Source organism: Xanthobacter autotrophicus, from assembly GCF_029991245.1.
GTDB lineage: Bacteria > Pseudomonadota > Alphaproteobacteria > Rhizobiales > Xanthobacteraceae > Xanthobacter > Xanthobacter autotrophicus_C.
On the sequence record NZ_JAIVFO010000136.1, the window covers coordinates 1 to 12,216 of the forward strand.

Annotated in this window: 14 protein-coding genes; 7 read left to right on the forward strand and 7 right to left on the reverse strand. The window is 68.1% G+C overall.

Annotation, left to right across the window (positions count from 1 at the left end):
* The 4 genes from K9U41_RS18450 to fumC form a co-directional block, all read right to left on the reverse strand.
* A partial coding sequence (locus K9U41_RS18450; RefSeq protein ID WP_282642334.1) for a TPM domain-containing protein occupies window positions 1-614 on the reverse strand: 614 nt, incomplete at its 3' end.
* Window positions 615-745: 131 nt separating this feature from the next.
* Window positions 746-1,372 carry a LemA family protein gene (locus K9U41_RS18455; RefSeq protein WP_432715824.1) on the reverse strand — a complete coding sequence of 209 codons (627 nt, stop codon included), beginning with the start codon at window positions 1,370-1,372 and terminating at the stop codon, window positions 746-748.
* A gap of 80 nt (window positions 1,373-1,452) precedes the next feature.
* Window positions 1,453-2,082 (reverse strand): ParB-like protein, encoded by a 630-nt coding sequence (locus tag K9U41_RS18460; protein ID WP_282642335.1) that lies wholly within the window; start codon window positions 2,080-2,082, stop codon window positions 1,453-1,455.
* Window positions 2,083-2,205: 123 nt separating this feature from the next.
* Entirely contained in the window at window positions 2,206-3,594 is a 1,389-nt protein-coding gene (fumC, locus tag K9U41_RS18465) for a class II fumarate hydratase (protein WP_282642336.1), read from the reverse strand.
* Between the two features lie 264 nt (window positions 3,595-3,858).
* On the opposite strand from fumC, the gene K9U41_RS18470 reads away from it, so the two are divergent.
* The 6 genes from K9U41_RS18470 to K9U41_RS18495 all read left to right on the forward strand — a co-directional run bounded on the left by K9U41_RS18470 (window position 3,859) and on the right by K9U41_RS18495 (window position 8,705).
* On the forward strand, window positions 3,859-4,053 hold the full coding sequence (locus K9U41_RS18470; protein ID WP_282642347.1) for a DUF4169 family protein: 195 nt from the start codon (window positions 3,859-3,861) through the stop codon (window positions 4,051-4,053).
* On the forward strand, window positions 4,034-4,312 hold the full coding sequence (locus K9U41_RS18475) for a ribbon-helix-helix domain-containing protein (protein WP_282642337.1): 279 nt from the start codon (window positions 4,034-4,036) through the stop codon (window positions 4,310-4,312). Before K9U41_RS18470 ends, K9U41_RS18475 begins: the two co-directional genes overlap by 20 nt.
* A 244-nt stretch (window positions 4,313-4,556) precedes the next feature.
* Entirely contained in the window at window positions 4,557-5,714 is a 1,158-nt protein-coding gene (gene hflK, locus K9U41_RS18480; RefSeq protein ID WP_282642338.1) for an FtsH protease activity modulator HflK, read from the forward strand.
* Window positions 5,711-6,613 (forward strand): protease modulator HflC, encoded by a 903-nt coding sequence (gene hflC / locus K9U41_RS18485; RefSeq protein ID WP_282642339.1) that lies wholly within the window; start codon window positions 5,711-5,713, stop codon window positions 6,611-6,613. Before hflK ends, hflC begins: the two co-directional genes overlap by 4 nt.
* A gap of 19 nt (window positions 6,614-6,632) precedes the next feature.
* Window positions 6,633-6,821, forward strand: coding sequence for a DUF2065 domain-containing protein (locus tag K9U41_RS18490; protein ID WP_282642340.1), 189 nt, complete (start codon window positions 6,633-6,635; stop codon window positions 6,819-6,821).
* 387 nt (window positions 6,822-7,208) lie between these two features.
* Complete coding sequence (locus K9U41_RS18495; protein WP_282642341.1) at window positions 7,209-8,705, forward strand: DegQ family serine endoprotease; 1,497 nt, start codon at window positions 7,209-7,211, stop codon at window positions 8,703-8,705.
* 209 nt (window positions 8,706-8,914) lie between these two features.
* Here K9U41_RS18495 and serB read toward each other — a convergent pair whose 3' ends face one another.
* Complete coding sequence (gene serB, locus K9U41_RS18500) at window positions 8,915-9,814, reverse strand: phosphoserine phosphatase SerB (protein WP_282642342.1); 900 nt, start codon at window positions 9,812-9,814, stop codon at window positions 8,915-8,917.
* Between serB and miaA the strand changes: the two genes are divergently transcribed.
* Complete coding sequence (gene miaA / locus K9U41_RS18505; RefSeq protein ID WP_282642343.1) at window positions 9,813-10,763, forward strand: tRNA (adenosine(37)-N6)-dimethylallyltransferase MiaA; 951 nt, start codon at window positions 9,813-9,815, stop codon at window positions 10,761-10,763. The genes serB and miaA overlap by 2 nt on opposite strands.
* A 15-nt stretch (window positions 10,764-10,778) precedes the next feature.
* Here miaA and K9U41_RS18510 read toward each other — a convergent pair whose 3' ends face one another.
* Both K9U41_RS18510 and K9U41_RS18515 read right to left on the reverse strand, forming a co-directional pair.
* Window positions 10,779-11,327, reverse strand: a complete 549-nt coding sequence (locus tag K9U41_RS18510; RefSeq protein WP_282642344.1) for a cytochrome c-type biogenesis protein — start codon at window positions 11,325-11,327, stop codon at window positions 10,779-10,781.
* Window positions 11,328-11,338: 11 nt separating this feature from the next.
* Window positions 11,339-12,184, reverse strand: coding sequence for a hypothetical protein (locus K9U41_RS18515; RefSeq protein WP_282642345.1), 846 nt, complete (start codon window positions 12,182-12,184; stop codon window positions 11,339-11,341).
* Window positions 12,185-12,216: the final 32 nt, after the last annotated feature.

Here is a 12,216-nt window from a genome sequence, read left to right on the forward strand (position 1 = left end):
GGCCCGCCCCCGCCCCGCGTCACCCGCCAGATGATGAAGCCCCAGAAGGCAATCATGGCGATGAGGAAGAGGATGTTGTCCACCTCCTCCTCGCTCATGCCCAGCTGTTCCAGCGCCTTGGCCCGCGCCCGCGCCTCGTCGGGATCGAGGTTGAGGATTTCGAGGATGGCGTCGGTGCCCTTCACGATGCCGCCGGCCATGTCGCCGGCCTTGAAGGCGGGGACGATGGCATTGCGGATGATGGTGGAGGCCACGGCGTCGGTCAGGATGCCTTCGAGGCCGTAGCCGACCTCGATGCGCACCTTGCGATCGGTGGGGGCGACGAGCAGGAGCACGCCGTTGTTCTTCTTCGCCTGCCCGATCTGCCAGAAGCGGAACAGGCGGTTGGCATAGTCCTCCACCGAGGTGCCCTGGAGCGAGGGGACCGTGGCCACCACCACCTGGTCGGTGGCCCTGGCCTCCTGCGCCGCGAGCCTGGCGTCGAGGGACGCGAGGGTTCCGGCATCGAGCACGTGGGCGGCATCCACCACCCGGCCGGTGAGGGCGGGGAACGTCAGCTCCGCCCGCGCCGGCGCCCCGGCGAGGAGCACCAGCGCCAACAGAGCCGACGTCAAGAGAGCCAACGTCAGGAAAACCGGCGCGGCGCGGCGGGCGGCCCCGCGCGCTGGAGACCGGCGGGATATGGACAGGCGGGGTTTGGACAGGCCGGGCATCGACAGGCGGGCCATGGCCGCCTCCGCTCGCGTCAGTTGAACTTCACCTTCGGAACCTGCATCTGCTGCTCGGAGATGGTGAAGGTCTCCATGGGCCGGTAGCCGCGATAGAAGGTGGACGCCCACAGCAGGCCGGGGAAGGTCTTCAGCTCGGTGTTATAGACCCGCACCGCCTCGATATAGTCGCGCCGCGCCACGGCGATGCGGTTCTCCGTGCCCTCGATCTGCGACTGGAGGGCGAGGAAGTTCTGGTTGGACTTCAGGTCCGGATAGGCTTCCGACACCGCGATCAGCCGGCCGAGCGCGCTGGACAGGCCCGCCTGGGCATCCTGGAACTGCTTGAACTGGGCCGGGTCGGTGACGGTGGAAGCGTCCACCCGGATCGAGGTGGCCTTGGCCCGCGCCTCGATGACCGAGGTCAGCACGTCCTTCTCCTGGGCCGCATAGCCCTTCACCGTCTCCACCAGATTGGGAATGAGATCGGAGCGGCGCTGATACTGGTTCATCACCTCGCTCCAGGCGGCCTTGGCCCGCTCTTCCTCGGTGGGGATCACGTTGATCCCGCAGCCCGCCAGCATCAGGCCGGCGAACGCGGCGAAAAGCGGCGCCCGCAGGCGGGCGAACTGCTGGAGTGCGGTGGACTTGAGCGCGGTGATCATGTGGCCCCTCCCCTGTCTCGGCGCGCTTATAACACGGCGCAGCTCGGGAAAGGTCCCTGGGAACAGCCCTCAGGACCCCCTTACTTCGGACCGAGATAGCCGGGCAGGTCCTGTGCCTCGTCGAGGCGGGAGAGCTTCACCGCCAGCTTCTCCGCCAGCTCGATGTCGCTCTGCAGCAGCCGCGTGGTCATGAAGGAGCGATAGTAGTTGCCCCACATGAACTCCTGGAACGGGGTGTCCAAGTTCGAATAGGCCTTCCCGCGCACGCCGCGGGCAAGGGTGCGCCACGGGTTGTCGGTGAGTTCGCTGATGTGCTCGGGGATCTTGATGCACGGCCGCCGGTTGCCGTCCACGTCGATGGGCCAGCAGAAGCCCTGCGTCTCCATGCGGTGCCAGAAGGTCGGCACGTCGAGGTTGGACCAGTCGGCCCGGGGCGGGCCCACCATCACCGTGTCGTGGCCGATCTCCAGCAGCGCCCGGCACAGATGGTGGTGGTCGATCATGTAGAGGCGCTTCTTCGGCCCGAGCACGCAGGGCACGGCCTTCTCCTCCAGCAGCGCCAGCAGGTCACGCCGGGAGAGGGCGGCCATGATCTTCGCCCGGCGCCTCACCTCGGAGAGGCCGAGGGTGAGCTGGGTGGGACGAAGCCCATCGATGGGCACCTCGCGCAGGCCGCTCTGGGTCGGATCAGGGGGCCTCTGATCGGTCATGGTCTTCTCCCTTGTGCGTCTTTCAGCAAAAACGGATCCGGCGCGGCGCCAGCATGGCCGGAAACGCGCGCGGCGGCACCCCGCCCGGGATGCCGCCGCGCCGATGCGTGATGCCGACGGGGATCAGCCGGGCGAGATCATGTTCTCGGGACGGACCACGGCGTCGAACTCCTCGTTGGTCACATAGCCGCCGCCGACGGCCTCCTCGCGCAGGGTGGTGCCGTTCTTGTGCGCGGTCTTGGCGATCTTGGCGGCGTTGTCGTAGCCGATCTTCGGGGCCAGCGCGGTGACCAGCATCAACGAGCGCTCCAGCGCCGCCTTGATGTTGTCCTCGCGGGCCTCGATGCCCACCACGCAATTGTCGGTGAAGGAGACGGCGGCGTCCGCCATCAGCCGCACCGACTGGATGAAGTTGTAGGCCATCACCGGGTTGTACACGTTCAGCTCGAAGTGGCCCTGGCTGCCGGCGAAGCTGAGCGCGGCATTGTTGCCGAAGATCTGCACGCAGACCTGGGTCAGCGCCTCGCACTGGGTCGGGTTCACCTTGCCCGGCATGATGGACGAGCCGGGCTCGTTCTCCGGCAGCGACAGTTCGCCGAGGCCCGAGCGCGGGCCCGAGCCGAGCAGGCGGATGTCGTTGGCGATCTTGAACAGGGACGCCGCCACCGTGTTGATGGCGCCGTGCGAGAACACCATGGCGTCGTGCGCCGCCAGCGCCTCGAACTTGTTGGGCGCCGAGGTGAAGGGCAGGCCGGTGATGGCGGCGATCTTGTCCGCCACCGCCTCGGCGAAGCCCACCGGCGCGTTGAGGCCGGTGCCCACAGCGGTGCCGCCCTGCGCCAGCTCCATCAGCGCCGGCAGGGTCAGCTCGATGCGCTTGATGCCGTTCTCGACCTGCTGGGTATAGCCGGAGAATTCCTGGCCCAGCGTCAGCGGGGTCGCATCCTGGGTGTGGGTGCGGCCGATCTTGATGACCTTGGCCCACTGCTGCGACTTGTCGTTGAGGGCGTTGCGCAGGGTCTGCAGGGCCGGCAGCAGCCGGTGGACGATCTCCTCCGCGCAGGCGATGTGCATGGCGGTGGGATAGGTGTCGTTGGACGACTGGCTCATGTTGACGTGATCGTTGGGATGCACGGGCTTCTTGGAGCCCATCTCCCCGCCGAGCATCTGGATGGCCCGGTTCGAGATCACCTCGTTGGCGTTCATGTTGGACTGGGTGCCCGAGCCGGTCTGCCAGACGGCGAGGGGGAAGTGCGCATCGAGCTTGCCCTCGATGACTTCCTGCGCGGCGGCGACGATGGTGTCGGCGAGCTTGGGATCGAGCCGGCCGAGGTCGCGATTTACTTCAGCGGCGGCACGCTTGACGATGCCGAGGGCGCGCACCACCGGAAGCGGCTGCTTTTCCCAGCCGATCTTGAAGTTTCCAAGCGAGCGCTGCGCCTGCGCACCCCAATAGCGGTCGGATTCAACTTCGATGGGACCGAACGTGTCGGTCTCGATGCGGGTGCTCATGGCCTTAGCCTTTCAATGGTCTCGCGGCGGCGGGCTCATAGCACAGCTGGCGGCCATCAGGGGAGTTAGACATGTAGGCTAAAATAATTCCAGGGTGGTAGCCCGTGGATGTTACCTCTCCAAGAATTCGCCATATCTTTTGGACGCCCTGCGGTATTAATATCTCGGGGCTCGTGGGCCTGACGCGGTGCGCCGGCCGTAGAAGATCACCGGCCGCCGGGTGCGGAGGAAACCGGCGACAAGGTGAGGGAACAGTTGGGCGACGTGGTCAATCTTCATCGGGCGCGCAAGGCGCGGGTCCGTCAGGCGGCGCAGACGGCGGCCGATGAGAACCGGATCCGATTCGGACGGACCAAGGCCGAGCGTCAAAGGCTGGCAGACGAGCTTGAGCGGCAGCGACGCCACCTTGAGGGCCACGCCCTGACCGAGAGGGAAGAACATGAAAAGCCCCGTGGTTAAGAGATCCATCGTCATCGCCGGCCACAAGACCAGCGTCAGCCTGGAGGACGCCTTCTGGGAGGCGTTGAAGGAGATTGCCAGCGGCCGCCGGCTCACCCTGTCCGACCTCGTGGCGACCATCGATTCCGCCCGGACGCAAGGCAACCTGTCGTCCGCCATCCGCCTCTTCGTCCTCGATTATTATCGCGGCGTGGCAACGGCGGCCCGGACTCAGGCCGTGGGAGATCGCATTCCCGCGGCAAGCCCTCCCGTTGCGTAAAGGGCGGCTCGACCTTATCTGCGAACGAGGCTGACCGCGCGTCGCGTTGAAAGGCGACGCGCGGTTTCCTATAACCGCCCGACCCGGCGGGGTGGCTTCAGGTGCCGGCGTCCGCCGGCGCCGGGCTGGCCTCCTCGGATGGGTCCGCCTGTCGGATCGGACCCGCGCGGCATGCCGCACGGGTCCGGCGGAGGCTCGCAGCGACGCGTGTGCCGATGGCGGCACCGCTCACGGGAGACGACGGATGTCGTGGAAGAATCAAAGTGGCGGCCCATGGGGTAATGGGCCGCGGGGTCCCTGGGGTTCGGGACCCTCTTCATCAGGACCGACGCCGCCAGATCTCGAAGACTTGATCCGCCGCAGCCAGGACCGGCTGCGGACCATGATGCCCGGCTCCTTCGGCGCCAAGGGCATCGCCGTCATCATCGCGCTGGTCGTGTTCGGCTGGCTGATGTCCGGCTGGTATCGCGTGCAGCCGGACGAGCAGGGCGTGGTGCTGCAGTTCGGCCGCTATGTGGGCACGACCCAGCCCGGCCTGAACTATCACTGGCCCTATCCGATCCAGTCGGTACTGACCCCCAAGGTCACCTTCGTCAACCGCATCGACATCGGCATGCAGGTGAGCGAGGACGCCCGCCGCGGCTCTCCCGTGATGCGCGACGTGCCGGCGGAAAGCCTCATGCTCACCGGCGACGAGAACATCGTGGACGTGGACTTCGCCGTGTTCTGGGTCATCTCCAACGCCCAGGACTACCTGTTCAACGTCCAGAACCCCGAGGGCACCATCAAGGCGGTGGCCGAGAGCGCCATGCGCGAGGTCATCGGGCGCACCAACATCCAGCCCATCCTCACCGGCGCCCGGCAGAACATCGAGACCGGCGTGCAGGAGCTGATGCAGCAGGTGCTGAACAGCTACAAGGCCGGCGTGCAGGTCACCCAGGTGCAGATGCAGAAGGTGGACCCGCCCAGCCAGGTCATCGACGCCTTCCGCGACGTGCAGGCCGCCCGCGCCGACGCCGAGCGCTCCCAGAACGAGGCGCAGACCTACGCCAACCGGGTGCTCCCCGAGGCGCGCGGCGAGGCCTCCCGCATCGAGAACGCAGCCCAGGGCTATCGCGAGCGCACCGTGGTGGAAGCCCGCGGCCAGGCGGCGCGCTTCCTCAAGATCTACGACGAGTACCAGAAGGCGAAGGTGGTGACGCGCGAGCGCATGTATCTCGAGACCATGGAACGCGTGCTCGGCGGCGTGGACAAGGTGCTGGTGGATTCCGGCGCGGCGCGCCAGGGGCCAGGAGGCGCATCGACCGGCGGGTCAGGCGGCGTCGTGCCCGTTCTGCCGCTCAACGACCTTCTCCGCCGCCCGTCGGCCACCCCCGCCCAGCCCCAGGGAGCCACGCGATGAGAAATCCCATCCTCGGTGGCGTTCTCGCCATTCTCGGCGTCGTCGCCCTCGTCCTCATCTATTCCGCGGCCTTCGTCGTCCACCAGACGCAGCAGGCCCTGGTGCTGCGGCTCGGCGACCCGCTGGCGCCCGTCACCACGCCGGGACTGCACTGGAAGGTGCCGTTCATCGACAGCGTGGTCTATATCGACAACCGCATCCTGGACCTCGAAAATCCGTCCCAGGAAGTCATCGCCGCCGACCAGAAGCGCCTGGTGGTGGACGCGTTCGCGCGCTATCGCATCACCAATCCGCTGCGCTTCTACCAGTCGGTGGGCACGGTGCAGGGCGCCAATTCGCGCCTGTCCACGGTGCTCAACTCGGCGCTGCGGCGGGTGCTGGGCGAGAACAGCTTCATCAGCGTCGTGCGCGACGGTCGTGAAGGCCTGATGCACCAGATCGCCGAGCAGGTGAACCGCGAGGCGTCCAACTTCGGCATCACCGTGGTGGATGTGCGCATCCGTCGCGCCGACCTGCCGGAGGCCAACAGCCAGGCGGTGTTCCAGCGCATGCAGACCGAGCGCCAGCGCGAAGCGGCCGAAATCCGCGCCCAGGGCAACGAGGCCGCCCAGCGGCTGCGCGCCCGGGCCGACCGCGAGGTGACCATCGTGGTGGCCGAGGCCAACTCGAAGGGCGAGCAGGTGCGCGGCGAAGGCGATGCGGAACGCAACCGCATCTTCGCCGACGCGTTCGGGCGCGATCCGGACTTCTTCTCCTTCTACCGGTCCATGCAGGCCTACGAAGCGAGCATCAAGCCCGGCGACACCCGCATGCTGCTGAGCCCGGATGCGCGCTTCTTCCGCTACTTCCAGGACCCCGTGAGCGCGGTGAGCCCCACTGCCCCCACGGCCGGCAACTGAAAAAAGGGCCGAGTGCGGCATGAAGGATCTGATTGCCGCGCTCGGCCTCATGCTCGCCATCGAGGGCCTGTGCCTCGCCGCCTTCCCGGCGGCGTGGCGCAGGGCCATGGAGGCCGTGCTCCACGCCCCGGAAACGCCCATGCGCCTCGCGGGGCTGGGCGTCGGCGCCCTCGGCGTGCTGGTGGTCTTCCTCGTGCGGTCCTTCTGAGGCCCAGGGCATCGTGTCCCGGCCGCGGCGAGCGTGTTGCGCTCGGTTGCCGCGGGCCGGCGCCCCAATGCCCGCGAGAGCGGCTCATCGGCCTTCGGAATCAGCCAACCGCCCCGTTCGCCCGTGACACGGTGGACGGGGCGGTCGCGTTTTAGCCGCATTGCGACCGCACCGATTCACCGGTGAGCAGGAGCCGATCCGACCGCATGCCGGCCGCGGCGGGTCGTCTTCTGGTCCTGAATGCGGGGACGGGCCCTCCGCCGGGTCGGTTGAGCCCGGGTGGACCCGGCTCCGGTGCTGCCGACGCCGGATCGTGACCGCCCGGGGCTTGCGCCCGCGCGACGGCCGGTTCAGCCTCACGGAACGACCGCCGCGTCGAGGAGAGACATGCCCCACCCGCTTCGTGCCTCAGCTCCTGCCATCCGCCTGCCCGCGCTCGTCCTGGCAGCCGCCTTCTCACTCCTCACCGCGACCTTCTCCACCTTCGGCCCGGCCCCCCTCCTCGCCGCCGCCGGCAAGGGGCCGGACACGGTGGCGGACGCGGCGGAGCGGGTCATGGACGCGGTGGTGAACATTTCCACCTCGCAGAACGTGGCGGCGTCACGCTCCGTGCCCCAGCCCCAGCTGCCGCCGGGCTCGCCGTTCGAGGACTTCTTCGACGAATTCTTCAAGCGCCGACAGGACGACGGCGGCGAGCAGCGCTCACGGCGCGTCTCGTCCCTGGGCTCGGGCTTCGTCATCGACCCGTCGGGCCTCATCGTGACCAACAATCACGTGATCGCCGATGCGGACGAGATCTTCGCCAATTTCAACGACGGCTCGAAGCTGAAGGCCGAGCTGATCGGCCGCGACGCCAAGACCGACCTCGCCCTGCTGCGGGTGAAGCCGGACAAGCCGCTCACGGCGGTGACGTTCGGCGACAGCGAAAAGCTGCGGGTGGGCGACTGGGTGATGGCCATCGGCAACCCGTTCGGCCTCGGCGGCACGCTGACGGTGGGCGTGGTCTCCGCCCGCAACCGGGATATCAACTCCGGCCCCTACGACAATTTCATCCAGACCGACGCCGCCATCAACCGCGGCAATTCGGGCGGGCCGCTGTTCAACATGGAGGGCGAGGTGATCGGCATCAACACCGCCATCATCTCCCCCTCCGGCGGCTCCATCGGCATCGGCTTCGCGGTGCCCGCCGCCACCGCCAAGCCGGTGCTGGCCCAACTGGAGCAGTTCAAGGAGGTGCGCCGCGGCTGGATCGGGGTGCGCATCCAGCCGGTCACCGACGACATCGCCGAGAGCCTCGGCCTCGGCAAGCCGCGCGGTGCGCTCATCGGCGTGGTCTCGGAGAACAGCCCGGCCGCCCAGGGGGGCATCAAGGCCGGGGACGTGATCGTGAAGTTCAACGGCCGCGACATCAAGGAGGTCCGCGACCTCACCCGCACGGTTGCCGACACCATGGCCGATACCGAGGTGGAGGTGGTGGTGGTCCGCAAGGGCAAGGAAGAGACCCTGCGCCTCAAGGTCGCCCGCATGCCGGAGGACGACAAGCCCGAGACCGCCAAGCCCGCCGCCGAAACCCAGAAGGTCGCGCCCAGGAAGGCCCTTGGCATCGAGCTGTCGGCCATCAGCGACGAACTGCGCAAGCGCTATTCCATCAAGAGCGAGATCAACGGCGTGGTCATCACCGGGGTCGATGCCTCCACCCCCGCCGCCGACAAGGGGCTCAAGGCCGGCCAGGTCATCGTGCAGGTGGGCCAGGAAGCGGTGGCGAGCCCCGCCGACGTGGAGAAGCAGGTGGACGCCCTGCGCAAGCAGGGCAAGCGCTCCGCCCTGTTCCTCGTCTCCGACGGCGAGGGCAAGCAGGAATTCGTCACGGTGCCGCTGAACTGAGGGGCGCGGGGCCGGCGAAGGCGGCGGCCGGATAACCAACCGGACCACCGGCCTCGCGCCCGGCCCGGTTCCGATCTGTCGTGCCCCGGCCTGTCCGGAGCATCGACTGCGCGACCGATGCCGGGCGGCGATGGATCGCAAGCACGGCCCCGGACAAGTCGGGGGATGACGGCAGTGGAGAGCCTGCCCGGTCCCGCCGGGCCGCCGCCTCAGGCGGTGTGGAACTCGCTCAGCGCATAGCCCTGCATGTAGAGCAGCGCGGTGAGGTCGCCATGATCGATGCGCACATGGGCCGCCGCCGCCACTGCCGGCTTGGCGTGATAGGCGACGCCGATCCCGGCCTCCTGCAGCATGGCGAGGTCGTTGGCGCCGTCGCCCACCGCCATGGTCTCGGACGGGGCGAGGTGCATGCGGTCCCGCAGCTCCTCGAGGGCGGCAAGCTTGGCCTCCCGGCCGAGGATGGGCTCCGCCACCGCACCGACGAAGCGGTCGTCGTCGATGAGCAGGGTGTTGGCCCGGTGCTCGTCGAAGCCCATGCGCGCGGCGATGGCGCTGGTGAACACGGTGAAGCCGCCGGAGACCAGCGCCGTATAGGCCCCGTTGGCCTTCATGGTGCCCACCAGTTCGAGCCCGCCGGGGGTGAGGCTGATGCGCTCGCGCAGCACGTCGGCCACCACGCCGGCCGGCAGGCCGCGCAGCAGCGCCACCCGCTCGCGCAGCGCCGGCTCGAAGGCGATCTCCCCGCGCATGGCCCGCTCGGTGATGGCGGCCACATGGGCCTTCACGCCCACCAGGTCGGCCAGTTCGTCGATGCATTCCTGCCCGATCATGGTGGAATCCATGTCGGCGAGGAAAAGCTGCTTGCGCCGGGCCGCCTCAAGCTGCACCACCACGTCGATGGGCGCATCCCCGAGGGCGGCGCGCACGGCATCAGCGAGTTCCCGGGCATCGGTGCCCAGCGCCGGCGCGAAATGGATGTCCACGGCCACGTCGGGCGCGAGCACCACGGCATCCTGCGCCTCGGGCAACACCGCGCACGCATCATGGATTGCCGCGCGGGTCAAAGCCGGGGCAGATGGGTTGGAAATCAGCGTCGCGACATAGGCCATGGCGATATCGGTACTCGAAAAGGGGAATGAGCCTTCGGCGGTGCTCATCGCAGGTCCCACTGCCAGCGGCAAGTCGGCCCTCGCGATGGCGCTCGCCGAGCGGCTCACGGGCATCGTGCTCAATGCAGATTCCATGCAAGTCTATGGCGATCTTCGGGTGCTCACGGCGCGGCCGACCGTCGCGGAGGCTGCGCGCGTGCCCCATGGCCTCTACGGCCACGTGGATGCGGACACCGATTATTCCGTGGGCCGCTGGCTCGCGGATGCCACCTGCGCCCTTGGCGCCGCGCGCGAGCAGGGCCTGGTCCCCATCTTCGTCGGCGGCACCGGCCTCTATTTCCGCGCGCTGACGCGGGGCCTCGCCGAGATCCCGCCGGTGCCGGAGGCGGTGCGGGTCGAGGTGCGCGGCGCGGCGGAAGCCCTCGACAGCGCCGCTCTGCATGCCCGCCTCGCCGCCTTGGACCCTGCAACCGCCGCCCGGCTGCAGCCCAACGATCGCCAGCGGGTGTTGCGGGCGCTGGAGGTGATCACCGCCACCGGCCGCTCCCTTTCGGAGTGGCAGAAGGATGCGCCGCGCCCGGTGCTGGACGCGTCCCGCTGCGTGCGCCTCGTGCTGGAGATGGACCGCACGCTGCTGCGCCAGCGCATCGATGCGCGGTTCGAGGCCATGATGGCGCAGGGCGCGCTGGAAGAGGTTCGCGCTCTGGCCGCGCGCGGGCTCGATCCGTCGCGTACGGTGCTCAAGGCCCACGGCGCCCCGGCCCTGACCCGTCATCTCAACGGCGCGATGAAGCTGGACGCCGCCATCGCCGAGGGCCAAAGCGACACCCGCCGCTACGCCAAGCGGCAGGAGACCTTCTTCCGTCACCAGATGGCGGACTGGCCCCGCGCCACGTCGGAGGATGCGCTGGAGCAGCTCCTCCAGATGATCAAGACGCCCGCACCCTGACGCGGGCGCAAAGGCTCAGCGGCCTTCGGGGGGCGCCCCCTCCCCTTCCGCCAGAAGCGCTTTGAAGCGGGCTTCCTCGTCGGCGGACAGACGCTGGGGCGCGACCGCGCGGCGGCGCTTCAGGCCGAAGAATGCGGCGAGCGCGCCCAGTGCCAGCACCAGCACCGGCGCTGCCCAAAGCAGGGCATTGCGCCAGGACATGACCGGGCGCAGCAGCACGAACTCGCCATAGCGCGCCACCATGAAGTCCATCACCTGACCGTCGCTGTCGCCCGCCTTCAGCCGCTCGCGCACGATGAGGCGCAGGTCGCGGGCGAGCGGGGCGTCGGAATCGTCGATGGACTGGTTCTGGCAGACCATGCAGCGCAATTCGGCCGAGATGGCACGGGCGCGGCTTTCCAGCACCGGATCGCCCAGCACCTCGTCCGGCTGCACCGCAAGGGCGGACAGCGCGAAGATAGCGAGGAGGAGAAGGGCGATGAGAACGGAACGGGCGAGACGCCCGGACGCTGAAATCGCGGCACCTGCCTGCCGCGGTGGCGCACGGTAGGCTTCAGCGTCCATGTCGCGCGTTCCTATTGCCATGACACCAGTTCTTCCACGACCTGACACACCGGCGCACCGGGATCGGGCTGAAAGCGCTCCGTCTGCGGGCCGGCGATCCTGCTCCAGCGCTCTTGAACCTCGACCGGCACCTCGATGGTGGATCCCGTCTCCGTGAGATCCGAGGAATAAAGGTAGGAATAGCCCCGGAAACCATAGTGCATGAGAGCTGCCGTTACGGCACAACGGGAAATCGGCGGCGATCGGGCATCCAGCGTAAGGGTGGCGAGAATCCACGGCCCATTCATGATTTGGTGCACACGGCATCCATCCGCGACATCGAACGCGATGTCCCTGGCCTCGTCAGGCAGGAACCGCTTCCTCAGTTCAGCCAATCCCTCCGCGCGGTCTGAAATGAAGAAATTGAAGTCCGTGGTGAAATGCGAATTGCCTATGTTCGTGAAAACACGAGCTGTGCCAACCACGGGGCGTAGAAATTTGGCCAGCCTGTCTTCGGTATAGAAGACAATGCTTGGTTGATGTGGTCTCTGTAGATCGTACATCAAAATCTCGCTCGCCCGGGCGACCCTGAGCACTGTCGGCAAGCGCAGCAGCATCGGCCTGTCGACATCGTCGATTGCGCCATAGGAATGCCAGCCGCCCTTTGGCCCGTAAACAGGTGCCACGACCGTCTCGTCGCACCCTTGGAACATCGCCCTCAGGTAGCTGAGCTTCCAGCCCGACAGCGCCTCACTGCCAGGGCACCCGCAGAAGCCGGGTCGGTCCTGCGGCTCGAGGGCCGAGGCAAATGCAGGAAGAAGCAGCAGCATGGCCACCGCGGAGCCGGCAAGCTGCAGCGCCCTTTTCACGCGGCGCATCGCCCTCACTCCGCCGGCACCGGTCTCTTATA